This is a genomic window from Streptomyces sp. NPDC110618 (genome assembly GCF_055657065.1).
The window spans coordinates 208,633-223,578 of sequence record NZ_JBVKBN010000004.1; the positions used below are offsets into that span (position 1 = coordinate 208,633).

Genomic DNA, 14,946 nt, shown 5'->3' on the forward strand with positions numbered 1-14,946 from the left:
CCCCGGGTTCGGCGTCCCGGGGGCGGAGCCGTGTCGTCCGCCTTGTCGGAGCCGTCGTACGGCGTACCGAATGCCGCCTTCCGGCCGGGGTGTTCCCCACCGCGGGACGTCTCGCGCACCAGCGGTACCCGGGGCATCGAGCACTTGTCGGGTGAGGGACAATGGAGGCTCTGTCAGGGCGGGTTGCATGAGGGGACGCATGTCGGAGGCGGAGCGGGCGGGGACACCCCGTCAGGACAACAGCGGTCGTCTCCTCGCCGGGCGGTACCGGCTGGGAGATGTGCTGGGCCGCGGCGGCATGGGCACGGTGTGGCGGGCGGAGGACGAAACCCTCGGCCGCACGGTGGCGGTGAAGGAGCTGCGCTTCCCGTCGAACATCGACGAGGACGAGAAGCGCCGGCTCATCACGCGGACGCTGCGCGAGGCCAAGGCCATCGCCCGGATCCGCAACAACAGCGCGGTGACCGTCTTCGACGTGGTCGACGAGGACGACCGGCCCTGGATCGTGATGGAGCTGGTCGAGGGCAAGTCGCTGGCCGAGGTCATCCGCGAGGACGGCCTGCTGGAGCCGAAGCGCGCCGCCGAGGTCGGGCTCGCGGTGCTCGACGTGCTGCGCTCGGCCCACCGCCAGGGCATCCTGCACCGGGACGTGAAGCCCTCCAACGTCCTCATCGCCGACGACGGCCGTGTCGTGCTCACCGACTTCGGCATCGCGCAGGTCGAAGGCGACCCGTCCATCACCTCCACCGGCATGCTCGTCGGCGCCCCCTCCTACATCTCCCCGGAGCGGGCCCGCGGCCACAAGCCCGGCCCCGCGGCCGACCTCTGGTCGCTCGGCGGCCTGCTGTACGCGGCGGTCGAGGGCGTGCCCCCGTACGACAAGGGCTCCGCCATCGCCACGCTCACCGCGGTGATGACCGAGCCGCTGGAGGAGCCGAAGAACGCCGGGCCGCTGAAGGACGTCATCTACGGCCTGCTCACCAAGGACCCGGCCCAGCGGCTGGACGACGACGGCGCGCGGGCGCTGCTCAACGCCGTCATCCACGCGCCCGAGCCGAAGGAGGCGGAGCCGCAGGACGCGACGAAGGTCGTGCCGCTGCCCGCACAGCCGGACTCGCCTACGGACAAGGGCGGTTCGGGGGAGGCCGCGGAGCGGCTGAAGGGTGCCCTGCGCTCGGTGCGCAAGGCCGCGGTGGCGGCCGGAGCCGGGGCGGCGGCGACCGCGCGGGCCAAGTCGGCCGGCGCGAAGACGACCGCTGCCAAGACGACCGCCACGAAGACGGCTGCCGCGAAAACGGCCGCCGCGAAATCGGCGACCCCCTCCGAGACCGCGCCGAGCGCCGGTGCCGGTACCCCCGCCGGTGCCGGTCAGTCGGGCGGCGGGGCCAGTTCGGGCTGGCCCGTGATGACGCCGCCGGATCTGCCGCCCCGGCCGGTGCCCCGGGCGCCGCTGACCGACGTGGTGCCGCGGCGGACGCTGGTCGTCATCGCGGTGATCGTGGCGCTGGCCGTGCTCGGCGTGGTGCTGGCCATCGCGTTCAGCGGGGACGACGACCCCGACGACTCGGCGGGCGGCGGCGTCAAGGCGTCCACCAAGGCGAGCGCGAGCGCCGGGACCAAGGAGGACGACAAGGGCGGCACGCGTCCGGACGGCAAGGCGAGCGAGTCGGCCGGTGCCGGTGCCGGACAGGCGTCCGGGGACGAACAGGACGGCGGGGAAGGCGCGTCGAACAGCGGCGACGACGAGTCCGGGTCCGGCAAGGGCTCTTCCTCCGGTGACGACGAGGGCGCGGCGAAGACCCACCAGAGCAGCCAGGGCTACTCGATCGGGCTGCCCAAGGGCTGGAAGTACCAGTCCTCCGACCTCGCGGGCGACCGGTTCACCGGCCCCGACGGGCAGAAGCTGCTGATCGGCTGGACCACCACGCCCAAGGACGACCCGGTCGCCGACTGGAAGAACCAGGAACGCTCCATGGTGCGCGCGCAGTACCAGCGGATCCGCATAGAGAAGGTGGACTACCGCGGCTGGAACACGGCCGACTGGGAGTTCACCTATGTCGACGGCGGCACCAAGTACCGGAGCATCGACCGCGGGTTCGTGGTCCGCGGCGATCTCGGGTACGGGATGATGTACACGGCGAAAGCGGCCAATTGGCGCAGCGAGCTGCGTAAGGACACATGGCGGACGCTGACCAAGTCCTTCGAGCCGAAGGCATGATCGGTCGCGTTCGGTGAGTCATCACGGTTTGGGGGAAGAGATGTGGCATCCCCTCTTGGAGGGTTGCCTCCGGCACGTATCGTGAGTGCTTGCGGACCGTACGCATCCAGGTATGCGGCCACAACCGCACGTGAGGCGAACGGAATTGACCAGCCGGACGGCCGGGGGAGGCATCGTGGACGAGTACGCGGGTCGGGTGCTCGCCGACCGATACCGTCTGCCGCTGCCTCCGTCCGACGAGTACGAACTCACCGAGACGCGCGCCTTTGACAGCTACAGCGGACAGGAAGTCCTGGTCAGGCAGGTGCCGTTGCCGGAGGTCGTCGAGGCGGAGGTGCTCGACGACCAGGGGCTGCCGGAGGGGTTCACCGCGCGTGAGCGGGACGGCGCCCGTCGGCCCCCGGCGCGCGGCGGCACCCGGCGGCCGACCGATCCAGCCGTGCGGCGCGCGGTGGAGGCCGCGCAGGCGGCGGCCCGGATCCCCGACCACCCCCGGCTCGACCAGGTCTTCGACGTGTTCGCCGAGGGCGGTTCACTGTGGATCGTCAGCGAGTGGGTGGCGGCCCGGCCGCTCGCCGCGCTGCTCGCCGAGAAGCCGCTGACGCCGTACCGGGCGGCGGAGGTCGCCTCCGACGTACTGATGGCGCTCAGGGTGCTGCACGCCCACGGCTGGGTGCACCGCAACATCACCGCGCGCACCGTGCTCGTCTGCGACGACGGCCGGGTGATGCTGACCGGGCTCGCCGTCGGCGCGGCGGAAGAGGCGCTGTGCGGGTACGACCCGGTACCGGCCGAGGAGGGCGACGACTCTGGCGCCCCAGGAGGGGGTGGCGCCGCCGTCCTCGTCGAGGCGGATCCGGAGGCCGCTCGCCGGGCCGCCATCGAGGCACGGTCGGCCGGAGGGCTGCCGCCCGCCGGTATGGGGCCTGTCGGTACGGGGCCTGTCGGTTCGGGCCCTGTCGGCACGGGCCCGAGTCCCGGTGGCGCCGGAGTGCCCGCGCGCCGGGCCGTGGAGAGCGGCGTGGACATCCGGGCGGCGCGCGCCGGGGCCATCGCCGCGTACCGGGCGGGGGCCAGAGCGGCAGCACGGGTGCAGGAGGCCCAGCAGAACGGGCGAGCGGCGCTCCCCAGCGCCCGCCCGGCACCGGACACGAACGCCGAGCAGCCCGCCGAGGCCGCGCCGCCCGGGCAGATCGTCGACCCGTACGGCGTCCGCGCCGCCTCCTGGCACGGCGCCGCGCCCCGCGCCGAGAACGGCCGTGCCGCGCTGCCCCCGAGCGCCCCGATCCCCGCCCAGACCGGCGCTGCGGCAGCGCCGGAACCCACCCCCGGCCGCTGGGACGACCTGGCCGCCGCCACCCCCGCCCCCCGCGGTCCCGCCACCGCGCTCGCCGCCGAGCGGGCCCGGCAGGCCCGGATGGCCGTGGTGGGACCGGTGACCGAGCGCTGGGCGCCGGAGCAGGCCGGACCCGTGCACGAGAACTGGCAGTTGGCGCCGCCCATCGGGCCCGCGACCGACCTGTGGGCGCTGGGTGCCCTGCTGTTCCGGGCGGTGCAGGGGCACGCGCCGTACCCCGAGGAGTCGACCGCCGAGCTGGTGCAGATGGTCTGCGCCGAGCCACCCGCCTTCGCCGAGGAGTGCGGTCCGCTCAGGCCGGTCGTGGAGTCGCTGCTGCGCCAGGACCCCACCGAGCGGCTGGACTTCGAGGAGCTGCGCGGCTGGCTGCGCTCCCTGGTGCGGTCCGCCCCCGAGCCGGAGGCGGGCGCCCATGTGGTGCCCGTGCCGCCCGCCGACGTCAGCCGGCTGCCGGTGGTGCGGCGCCGGGGCGAGCTGGTGCGCAGGCGGCGCGCCGGACTGCCCGCGCACCACGGACGGCACAAGCGGGCCCGGCCGGAGACCGGTTCGCCGCGCAGCCTCGGCCGTACCCTGCTCCTGCTGATACTGCTGCTCATGGCGGGAGCCATCGCGTACGCCATGCTCTTCATGCCGAAGGCCGACAGCGGCGGCGCCGACGACACCGATCGCACCGGCGCCACGGGCGCGGTCACCCAGGCACCGGAGGCGAGCAGCGAGCCGCGCCCCGACGCCAATCCGCCGGACGAGGGCGAGTCCGACGGCAAGGCGCCCTCGAAGTCCTCCGGTTCGACCGAGTCGCAGACCACCGGCCCCGAGGTCGCCGACGGCTTCACCCTGCGCACGGACGCCGAGGGCTTCCGGGTCGCCGTGGCCGACGGCTGGGACCGCTCCGGGAAGAACGGCCGCGGCCAGGTCGTGTACGCGCACGGCGACTTCGAGCTGATCGTCGTACCGGGCCGGGACACCACCGCGAAGTACGGCGACGACCCGATGGAGTACCAGCGCGAGGACGAGCCCGAACTCCAGCCGTACCGCGACTCCAGCTGGGCCACCTCCACCGGTCTGAAGAGCATTCAGGTGGGCGGGAAGGTCATGGCGGAGGGCCAGTTCACCTGGACCGACGACGCGGGGCGGGAGCGGTTCGTGCGCAATGTCGCCATCCTGGTCGGCGACCGGTACCACGTGGTCCAGGTGCGCGGACCGGAGGCGGAACGGGACGAGGTGACCCGGCTGTTCGAGCAGGCGTCGGCCAGTTACCAGGTGACCGGCTGATCCGCGTCCTCAACTCTGCGTGACGACAACCGTCACAGTGATGTCTCTGTGTCACCCCCGTTGTTCCCAGGGCGGGACACGGTCCCTACTCTGAGCCTGTCAAGAGCATTGCGGGGCAACGTGAATCAGATGCAGGGCCAGCTCATCGCGGGGCGCTACCGGCTGGTCGACACCATCGGCAGCGGCGGCATGGGCCGGGTATGGCGGGCACACGACGAGGTGCTGCACCGGGCTGTCGCCATCAAGGAGTTGACCGCCGCGCACTACGTCTCCGACGGCGACCGGGACCGGTTGCTCGCCCGGACCCGGGCCGAGGCACGGGCGGCGGCGCGGATCAACCACTCCGCGGTCGTCACCGTGCACGACGTGCTCGATCACGACGCCCGGCCGTGGATCGTGATGGAGCTGGTCGAGGGCCACTCGCTGGCCGACGCGGTCAAGGAGTACGGCCGGATCGAGCCGCGCGAGGCCGCCCGGATCGGCATGTGGGTGCTGCGCGCCCTGCGCGCCGCGCACACCGCCGGGGTGCTGCACCGTGACGTCAAGCCCGGCAACGTCCTGCTCGGCGACGACGGCCGGGTCCTGCTCACCGACTTCGGCATCGCGCAGATCGAGGGCGACACCACGATCACCCGCACCGGAGAGGTCGTCGGCTCGGTCGACTACCTCGCCCCCGAGCGGATCCGCGGCCACGACCCGGGCCCCGCCTCCGACCTGTGGGCCCTCGGCGCCACCCTCTACACGGCCGTCGAGGGGCGCTCCCCGTTCCGCCGCACCTCGCCGCTGACCACCATGCAGGCGGTCGTGGAGGAGGAGGCCGAACAGCCCGCGCACGCCGGTCCGCTCGGCCCGGTCATCGCCGCGCTGCTGCACAAGGACCCCGCGGTACGCCCCGACGCGGCGGCGGCCGAGCAGCTGCTTGCCGAGGCGGCCGAGGGACGGCGTCCGCAGGCGGCGCAGGTGTACGTGCCGACGCAGGTCTCGCACACCCCGCTCGCGCCGGAGCGGCGCACGCATCCGCAGACGGCGTCCGCCACCCCGTACACCCCGGTGCAGCCCACGCCGTACCCGCCGGCCGGGGCCCCGGTCAAGCGGCGCCGGGCGCGGCTGCTCGCGCTCGTGGTGGTGCTGGCCGCGCTGGTCGGCGGGGGTACCGTCGTCGCGCTGCAGAAGTGGGACGAGGGGCGGCGCTCGCCGGACGCGTCCTCCTCGCAGAGCCCGACGCCCACGTCCACCCCGTCCGACACCGGCACTCCGGAATCGACCCCGCAGAACAACGTCCCGGACGGCTGGGAGCGCGTCGAGGACCCCCTCGGTTTCAGCCTCTCGCTGCCTGAGGGATGGAAGCGGAGCAACCCGCAGGAATCGGGCTCCCTCCAGCAGATCGACTACTCGCCCGACGGGGGCAGGAACCTGCTGCGGATCGCCGTGGACACCAATCCGCAGTACGACGACCCCTACCCCCACATGGTCTCGCTGGACCAGCAGCTGGGGGACCGGCTGGTCGACTACGACACGCGGGTGCTGGAGCCCACCACCTACCGCGACCGGCAGGCGGCGCGGCTGGAGTACACCTGGACGCAGCTGGCCAAGGACTCCAGCTTCCCGGGCCCGTTCCAGGCCGTCGACCAGCTCTACATCGCCCGCGACGGCGCCGAGTACGCCTTCTACATGGCGGCCCCGGTCGACGAGTTCCCCGAAGCAAAGAAGCGGTTCGAGGCCGTGCTGCGGAGCTGGCGCGAGCCGGTGTCCTGAACTCTGCGCATCTGTAACAGAGTTGGCCGATCAGCGCCGCGGAAGCAGGGCGTCCGGCGGGCATGATGGGACGTATGGCGACCTATGGGGATCAGGGGGACGGCAACTTCCGGGTCATCGCGGGGCGTTACCGGCTGGAGGACCGGATCGGGCGCGGCGGGATGGGCGTGGTGTGGCGCGCCACCGACCAGTTGCTCGGGCGACGGGTGGCCGTCAAGGAGTTCCCCTTCGACGAGAGCGACTCGGGTTCGCTCGGCCCGGTGGACCTCAGGCGGCGCCGGGAGCGGACCCTGCGCGAGGCCAGGGCGGTCGCACGGCTGCGGCATCCGCACATCATCGTCGTGCACGACATCGTGGAGCACGCCGAACGGCCGTACATCGTCATGGAGTTGATCGAGGGCGGCTCGCTGGCCGACCGGATCTCCGCGTACGGACCGGTGGACGCCGCCGAGGCCGCGCGGATCGGCGCGGATCTGCTGAGCGCGCTGCACACCGCGCACGCGGCCGGGGTGCTGCACCGGGACATCAAGCCCGCGAACGTGCTCATCGACTCCGGGACCGGCCGGGTGGTGCTCACCGACTTCGGCATCGCGCAGGTCGCGGGCGCCAGCACGCTCACCGAGGCGGGCAGCTTCGTGGGCTCGCCCGAGTACACCGCGCCCGAGCGGATGTCCGGCGCCGGCACCGGTCCCGCCTCCGACCTGTGGTCGGTGGGGGCGCTGCTGTGCACGGCGGTCAGCGGCGAGTCGCCGTTCCGGCGGGACTCGATGGGCGGCATCCTGCACGCGGTCCTCTTCGACGAGATACGGCCGCCCCCGCAGACGGGACCGCTGCTGCCGGTCGTGCGCGGGCTGCTGGAGCGTGATCCGATGCGGCGCCTGGACGCGGTGCGGGCCGAGTGGATGCTGCGGGAACTGCTGGCCACGGGGCGTTCGCCGGAGTCGGCGCCGGTCGCCTCGGTGTGGCGGTCGCCCCGGGGGCTGCTGGTGGGCGGGCTGCTGGTCGCCGCGGTGGCCGTGGCCGGGGTGTCGGGGGTGGCGCTGCTGATGCGCGAGGGGGACGGCGGAAACGTTCCGGCGCCGACGAGTCCGGTGTCGACGGGCCCGGTGTCGACGGACCCGGTGTCGACGAGCCCGGTGTCGACGGGCCCGGTGTCGACGAGTCCGGTGCCCGGGATCTCGGTGCGCACGTCGGTCCCGCCGTCGCACTCGCCCTCGGAGTCACCGACCACCCGCACGCACATAAATGGGCGATAAGGCGCGCCTCGGGTCACGGGTCTGCTACCGGACAGTGTTCGAAGTGGAACGTGGGACCCGTGCCGCGATATGGATGAACCCATGAGCAGCAACGGGGGAGCCCCCTACGGGGCCGACGAGCCAACCAGTTTCGGCCTGCAACCGCCGCAGCCGTCCGCGGGTGTGCCGCACCCGGGCAACCCCTACGCGGCGCCCACCCAGGTGGTGCCGCAGCAGCCCGCCGCCCAGGACCCCGGCGCCGGACGCCTGATCGCGGGCCGCTACCGGCTGCTGAGCAAGCTCGGGCACGGCGGCATGGGCACGGTGTGGCGGGCCAAGGACGAGACCGTGGACCGCGAGGTCGCCGTCAAGGAGCCGCGCATCCCGGACCACCTCCCGGAGCGCGAACGCGCCAACGCCTTCGAGCGGATGCGCCGCGAGGCCCGCGCCGCGGCCCGCCTCGACCACCCGGCCGTGGTGAACGTGCACGACGTCGCGGTCGTCGACGGCCAGCCGTGGATCGTCATGGAGCTGGTGCAGGGCCGCTCGCTCGGCAGCGTCCTGCAGGAGGGCACCCTCGGCGCGCGCGAGGCGGCCCGGATCGGCCTCGAAGTGCTCGGCGCGCTGGAGGCCGCGCACGCGGCGGGCATCCTGCACCGGGACGTGAAGCCGGACAACGTCCTGCTCGGACGGCACGACCGGGTCGTGCTCACCGACTTCGGCATCGCCCAGATCGAGGGCGAGACCAACCTCACCGACACCGGCGGCTTCGTCGGCTCGCCCGAGTACATCGCCCCCGAGCGGGTGCTGGGGCAGCGGCCCGGACCGGCCTCCGACCTGTGGTCGCTCGGTGTCGTCCTGTACGCGGCGACGGAGGGCGTCTCGCCGTTCCGCCGCAGCAACACCCCGGCCACGCTGCAGTCCGTCCTCAACGCCACCCCGGCCGCCCCCGCCTCCGCGCAGGGCCCCCTCGCCGAGGTCATCACCGGCCTCCTCCAGAAGGACCCGGCCCACCGCCCGAACGCCGCCCAGACGCGTGCGCTGCTGGAGAAGGCGGCGAACCCGCCGGCGCCGGCGCCGACACAGGTGGTGCAGCTCGGCGGCACCGGCGGCGGCGACCAGGGCTGGGGGATCCGCCTCGGGGTCAAGGCGCTCACCGCGATCGGCGCCTGCGTCGTCGCGGCGGCCGTGGCGGCGTACCTCGTGCTCGCCGACCCCTTCGCCGGGTCCTCGCCCGACGGCTGGAAGGCGCAGGACCTCGGCACGAAGGTCGGCAGCACCCTCAGCATGCCGCCGGGCTTCAAGAAGCTCCCGGACGAGAGCGGTTCGGACGGGACCATCGTGCGGTACGCCGACCCCAGCGGGGCCGTGCGGATCACCGTCGACCGGGACATCAAGAAGGACGACAAGGGCGGCGAGATCCCGGGCAGCGCGAGCGAGAAGGCGTTCGCCGACTGGGAGACGCTCAAGGACGGCGAGTACACCTGGGACATGGCGAGCGACCCGGCGCCCTCCGGGAAGCCGAAGGAGACCCGCTGGAAGGAGCGGGAGGCCGCCGAGAACACCATCAAGTACACGTCCACGGGCACCGTCCCGCTCAAGCGCGAGGCAAGGGTGCTGTACTACCGCGCGGACAACGGCGACATGCACCGGCTGTGGATCGACTATCCGGGCGAGGGCTACTTCACCGAGGACAGCCGCGACATCGCGCAGACGGCGATCGACAACTGGAAGATCCACAACCCCTGATCCCCGCCGCCGGAACCGCCGTCCGGCCCCCGCGTCGACAAGCGCCCGCCGCGCGCGATAGGCATGGGGCATGAGTGACGGCGGCGAACACCAGCGCGGCGGACGCCTGGTCGGCGGGCGCTACCGGCTGATCGAGCGGATCGGCTCCGGTGGCATGGGTACCGTCTGGCGGGCCCACGACGAACTCGTCGACCGCGAAGTCGCCGTGAAGGAGCCCCGGCTGCCCGGCGAACCGGAGGACGAGGCCCATCAGCGGGCCGCGCACCGGCTCTCCCGGGAGGCACGGGCCGCCGCCCGGGTGGACCACCCCTGCGCCGTCTCCATCCACGACGTCGTCGTGGAGGAGGACGGGCTGCCGTGGATCGTCATGGAGCTGGTGCGCGGCGAGTCGCTGCACGAGGTGCTCAAGCGGGGCCCGATGGACCCCGCCGACGCCGCCCGCACCGGCCGCGCCGTGCTCGGCGCCCTGCGCGCCGCGCACTCCGTCGGCATCGTGCACCGGGACGTGAAGCCCGCCAACGTCCTGCTCGGACCGCACGGCCGGGTCGTGCTCACCGACTTCGGCATCGCCCACATCCAGGGCGAGGAATCCCTCACCGCCACCGGGGAGTTCGTCGGCTCGCTGGAGTTCGTCGCCCCCGAGCGCATGTCGGGCCGTACCGCGGGCCCCGCCTCCGACCTGTGGTCCCTCGGCGTGCTGCTCTACGCCGCCGTGGAGGGCTGGTCCCCGTTCCGCCGTACGTCGGTGGAGTCCACGCTCGCCGCGATCCTCTCCGTGGACCCGCCCGAGCCCCGGCGCGCCGGCGCCCTCGGCCCGCTCCTGATCCGCCTGCTGGCCAAGGACCCCGCCGACCGCCCCGACGCCGCCGAGACCGCGGCGGCGCTTCAGGCCGCGGCCCCCGAGAAGCCGTACGAACCCGAGTCGCCGTACGAACCCGAGTCGCCGGACGCCCACGAGCCGCCGGACGCCCCCGGGCAGCAGGACGCCTCCCAGCTGCCCGAGTTCGGCGAGGACATCCGCACGATGCGGCTGGCGCCGGACCCGCAGACCGCCGCCGGGCCGGCACCCCTACCCGACACACCGTCACCCCCGGCCCCGCGCCGCCCCCTGCACCGCCGCCCCCTCCCGCTGGCCCTCCTCGGTGCTCTGCTGGTCGGCGCCTGCTGGCTCGCGGTCGCCTTCCTCACCGGACCGGACAGTGGCGCGGCCACCCGGGACGACGCGACGAAACCGAGCCGTAGCGCCGAACCCGGCCCCACCCCCTCGGACGACCACTGGGTCACCCGTACCGAGAAGCCCATGAGCGCCACCCTCGGCCTCCCCGCCGAGTACCAGGAGTTCGCGCGCTCCGGCACCGCCGGGATACAGCCCCGCACGGTCGAGTACGCCGACCCGGACGGGCCCGTCCAGCTCCGCCTCACCCAGTGGGACCGGGCGCCCGGCACCCCCCTGAGCCAGGCGAAGCAGCACGCGGAGACCTGGAAGTTCTTCGGGAACGCGAGGACGCGGTACACCGAGACCACCTTCCACGGTTGGGAGGCCGTCCAGGCGGACAGCACCTACGGCGACCCGGAGCTGCGCAAGCGGGTCATGGAGCTGTTCGTCCGCACCGACGACAACCGCCTGTACGAGCTGCTCGTGGAGATGCCCGAGGGCGGCGCGGAGGAGAAGCTGGGCACGGAGGTTTTCCAGACCGCCCAGGACCGGCTCACCATTGCCACAACGCCCTGATCAGCGCGTTTGCTGCCAGTGGTCGCTGGCAGCATGTGAGCACTCGGTGAATGCCCGTTACCGACGGGTACACAAAGCTTCCCCCGCGGCATACCCTGCGCGTCATGACGGACTCGCAGGCTCCGGCACAGACCGGTACGAATCCCCTCGCCCCCGCCCCGGAGGGCGCCCGCACCGCCGCCGACGTGGTCACCCCCGAACTGGTCGCCCAGCTGACCCGGGGCGTGGTCGGTTCGGGCCGGACCGCCAACCACACGCCGTTCACCGGTGAGAAGCTGGCGGACCTGCCGGAGTCCACGCCCGAGGACGTGGAGAAGGCGTTCGCCGCCGCCCGCGCCGCCCAGGCCGTCTGGGCGCAGACGTCGGTGCGCGAGCGCGCCGCCGTCCTGCTGCGCTTCCACGACCTGGTGCTGGCCCGCCAGGCCGAGGTGCTGGACCTCATCCAGCTGGAGACCGGCAAGGCCCGCCTGCACGCGCACGAGGAGGTGCAGGCCGTCGCCGTCGCCGCCCGGCACTACGGCCGCCGCGCCGCCGCCTACCTCAGGCCGAAGCGGCACTCCGGCGCCATGCCCACCCTCACCAAGGTGACCGAACTGCGCCACCCGCGCGGAGTCGTCGGCCAGATCGCCCCCTGGAACTACCCGCTGGAACTGTCCGTCGGCGACGCCCTGCCCGCCTTCGTCGCGGGCAACGCCGTGGTGATGAAGCCGGACACCGAGACCTGCCTGACCGCCCTGTGGGCCCGTGACCTGCTGATCGAGGCCGGCCTTCCCGCCGACGTCTTCCAGGTCGTGCTCGGCGAGGGACCCGTCATAGGCCCCGAGGTCGTCCGCCACGCCGACTACGTCTCCTTCACCGGCTCCACCCGCACCGGCCGCGAGGTCGCGCAGAGCGCCGCCGCCCGTCTGGTCGGCGTCTCCCTCGAACTCGGCGGCAAGAACGCCATGCTGGTCCTCGCCGACGCCGACATCGAGAAGGCCGCCGCCGGAGCGGTCCGCGCCTGCTTCTCCTCCGCGGGCCAGCTGTGCATCTCCATCGAGCGGCTCTACGTCCACGAGTCCATCGCCGACGCCTTCGTCGAGCGCTTCGCCGCCCGCACCAAGGCCATGCGGCTCGGCCGCTCCCTCGCCTACGGCGCGGACATGGGCTCCCTGGTCGGCGAGCGCCAGCTGGAGACCGTCAAGCGGCATGTGGAGGAGGCCGTCGCCAAGGGCGCCAAGCTAGTCGCCGGCGGCGTCGCCCGCCCCGACATCGGCCCGTACTTCTTCGAACCGACCATCCTGGACGGCGTCGAGGCCCCCATGGCGGTCTGCACCGAGGAGACCTTCGGCCCCGTCGTCTCCATCTACCGCTTCAGCAGCGAGGACGAGGCGATCGAGCACGCCAACGCCACTCCCTACGGCCTCAACTCCTCGGTCTGGACGAAGGACGGCCGCCGCGGCCGCGCCGTCGCCGCCCGGCTGCGCACCGGCACCGTCAACGTCAACGAGGGCTACGCGCCCGCCTACGGCAGCGTCCAGTCCCCGATGGGCGGCATGAAGGACTCCGGCCTCGGCCGCCGCCACGGCTCCGAGGGCATCCTCAAGTACACCGAGGCGCAGACCGTCGCCCACCAGCGCCTGCTGCCGATGGCCCCCTCGCTCGGCATGGACGACGAGAAGTACGCCCAGTTCATGAGCCGCAGCCTGCGGCTGATGAAGGCCTTCCGGTTCCGTTAGACCGCCGCCCGGGAACCACGCCCGCCGCACGGCTTGCGCAAAGGAGACAACGCACGTGCCCAAGGACGCTTACGACTACGACGTCATCGTCGTCGGCTCCGGCTTCGGCGGCTCGGTGACCGCCCTGCGCCTGACCGAGAAGGGCTACACCGTGGGCGTCCTGGAGGCAGGCCGCCGCTTCACCCGCGACACCCTTCCGAAGAGCTCCTGGGACCTGAGGAACTACCTCTGGGCGCCGAAGCTCGGCCTGTTCGGCATCCAGCGCATCCATCTGCTGGGCAACGTCATGGTGCTGGCCGGCGCGGGCGTGGGCGGCGGCTCCCTCAACTACGCCAACACCCTCTACGTACCGCCGAAGCCGTTCTTCGAGGACCCGCAGTGGAAGGACATCACCGACTGGCAGGAGGAGTTGAAGCCGTACTACGACCAGGCCCAGCGGATGCTCGGCGTACGGCTCAACCCGACCATGACCCCCTCCGACGTCCATCTGAAGGACGCCGCCCAGAAGATGGGCGTCGGGGACACCTTCCACATGGCGCCGGTCGGGGTCTTCTTCGGCGACGGCGAGGACGCCGACGGCTCCCGGCGCGCGACCCCCGGCGAGCAGGTCGAGGACCCGTACTTCGGCGGCGCGGGCCCCGCCCGCCGGGCCTGCACCGAGTGCGGCGAGTGCATGACGGGCTGCCGCCACGGCGCGAAGAACACCCTCAACGAGAACTACCTCTACCTCGCCGAGAAGGCGGGCGCGGTCGTGCACCCCATGACCACGGTGGTGGCGGTCACGGAGGACTCGCAGGGCGGGTACGCCGTCACCACCCTGCCCACGGACCGGAAGAAGAAGGGCAAGGGCCGCGTCTTCAAGGCCCGCCGGGTCGTCCTCGCCGCGGGCACCTACGGCACCCAGACCCTGCTGCACCGCATGAAGGCCACCGGCAACCTGCCCCACCTCTCGCCGAAGCTGGGCGAGCTGACCCGCACCAACTCCGAGGCCCTGGTGGGCGCCCAGACCGACAACCGGCGCTACCGCAAGGCGACCGGCGAGAAGAAGGTCGACTTCACCCGCGGCGTCGCCATCACCTCCTCCGTCCATCCGGACGCCAACACCCATATCGAACCGGTCCGTTACGGCAAGGGCTCCAACTCCATGGGCAGCCTGACCATCCTCCAGGTGCCCTACACCGACGGCGGCCCGCGGCTCGGTGCCTGGCTCGGCAACGCCGTCCGGCACCCGCTGCTGGTGCTGCGCTCCCTGTCCAACCGCCGCTGGTCGGAACGGACCATCATCGGCCTGGTGATGCAGTCGCTGGACAACTCCCTGACGACGCACCTGAAGCAGGGCGGCATCGGCAAGGGCATGCTCACCGCGCGCCAGGGCCACGGCGCCCCCAACCCGACCCAGATCAAGGCCGCCACCGAGGGCGCGAAGGCCCTGGCCGCGTCCATCAACGGGTTCGCGGGCTCCAACATCGGCGAACTGATGGGCACCCCGCTCACCGCGCACTTCCTCGGCGGCTGCCCGATCGGCGCCTCCCCGCAGACCGGCGTGATCGACCCGTACCACCGGCTCTACGGCCACCCGGGCATCTCGGTGGTCGACGGCGCCGCGGTCTCGGCGAACCTGGGCGTGAACCCGTCGCTGACCATCACGGCGCAGGCCGAGCGGGCGATGTCGTACTGGCCCAACAAGGGCGAGGAGGACCCGCGTCCCGCGCAGAACCGGCCGTACGAGCGGCTGCAGCCGGTGGAGCCGAAGTCGCCCGCGGTCCCGGCGGAGGCGTTCGGCGCGCTGCGGCTGCCGTTCCTGGGGATGCCGGCGGTGCCGCCGAAGAAGTAGACCCCTGTTCGACACAGAGAGAAGGACCTGCGCCCCCCTCCGAGCGCAGGTCCTTCTCTTGTCCGGAGTGCCCCGC

The 14,946-nt window shown here is 73.0% G+C and carries 8 protein-coding genes; all 8 read left to right on the forward strand.

Going from position 1 to position 14,946, the window contains the following annotated elements:
• Positions 1-199 precede the first annotated feature (199 nt).
• On the forward strand, positions 200-2,218 hold the full coding sequence (locus ACZ7L7_RS09825; RefSeq protein ID WP_471591816.1) for a serine/threonine-protein kinase: 2,019 nt from the start codon (positions 200-202) through the stop codon (positions 2,216-2,218).
• A gap of 175 nt (positions 2,219-2,393) precedes the next feature.
• Complete coding sequence (locus ACZ7L7_RS09830; protein ID WP_471591757.1) at positions 2,394-4,847, forward strand: protein kinase; 2,454 nt, start codon at positions 2,394-2,396, stop codon at positions 4,845-4,847.
• A gap of 129 nt (positions 4,848-4,976) precedes the next feature.
• Positions 4,977-6,602, forward strand: coding sequence for a serine/threonine-protein kinase (locus ACZ7L7_RS09835; RefSeq protein WP_471591756.1), 1,626 nt, complete (start codon positions 4,977-4,979; stop codon positions 6,600-6,602).
• Between the two features lie 74 nt (positions 6,603-6,676).
• Positions 6,677-7,858, forward strand: a complete 1,182-nt coding sequence (locus ACZ7L7_RS09840) for a serine/threonine-protein kinase (RefSeq protein WP_472075470.1) — start codon at positions 6,677-6,679, stop codon at positions 7,856-7,858.
• Between the two features lie 81 nt (positions 7,859-7,939).
• Complete coding sequence (locus ACZ7L7_RS09845) at positions 7,940-9,586, forward strand: serine/threonine-protein kinase (protein ID WP_472075472.1); 1,647 nt, start codon at positions 7,940-7,942, stop codon at positions 9,584-9,586.
• A gap of 70 nt (positions 9,587-9,656) precedes the next feature.
• Positions 9,657-11,318 carry a serine/threonine-protein kinase gene (locus tag ACZ7L7_RS09850; RefSeq protein ID WP_472075474.1) on the forward strand — a complete coding sequence of 554 codons (1,662 nt, stop codon included), beginning with the start codon at positions 9,657-9,659 and terminating at the stop codon, positions 11,316-11,318.
• Positions 11,319-11,422: 104 nt separating this feature from the next.
• Positions 11,423-13,036 carry a succinic semialdehyde dehydrogenase gene (locus tag ACZ7L7_RS09855; protein ID WP_472075476.1) on the forward strand — a complete coding sequence of 538 codons (1,614 nt, stop codon included), beginning with the start codon at positions 11,423-11,425 and terminating at the stop codon, positions 13,034-13,036.
• Between the two features lie 55 nt (positions 13,037-13,091).
• Positions 13,092-14,870 carry a GMC oxidoreductase gene (locus ACZ7L7_RS09860; protein ID WP_471428589.1) on the forward strand — a complete coding sequence of 593 codons (1,779 nt, stop codon included), beginning with the start codon at positions 13,092-13,094 and terminating at the stop codon, positions 14,868-14,870.
• The last annotated feature ends 76 nt before the right edge of the window (positions 14,871-14,946 follow it).

Coding starts and splice junctions, on each gene's coding strand:
- ACZ7L7_RS09850 (WP_472075474.1), top strand. CDS start 9,657: ATGAGTGACGGCGGCGAACACCAGCGCGGCGGACGCCTGGTCGGCGGG.
- ACZ7L7_RS09825 (WP_471591816.1), top strand. CDS start 200: ATGTCGGAGGCGGAGCGGGCGGGGACACCCCGTCAGGACAACAGCGGT.
- ACZ7L7_RS09845 (WP_472075472.1), top strand. CDS start 7,940: ATGAGCAGCAACGGGGGAGCCCCCTACGGGGCCGACGAGCCAACCAGT.
- ACZ7L7_RS09840 (WP_472075470.1), top strand. CDS start 6,677: ATGGCGACCTATGGGGATCAGGGGGACGGCAACTTCCGGGTCATCGCG.
- ACZ7L7_RS09835 (WP_471591756.1), top strand. CDS start 4,977: ATGCAGGGCCAGCTCATCGCGGGGCGCTACCGGCTGGTCGACACCATC.
- ACZ7L7_RS09855 (WP_472075476.1), top strand. CDS start 11,423: ATGACGGACTCGCAGGCTCCGGCACAGACCGGTACGAATCCCCTCGCC.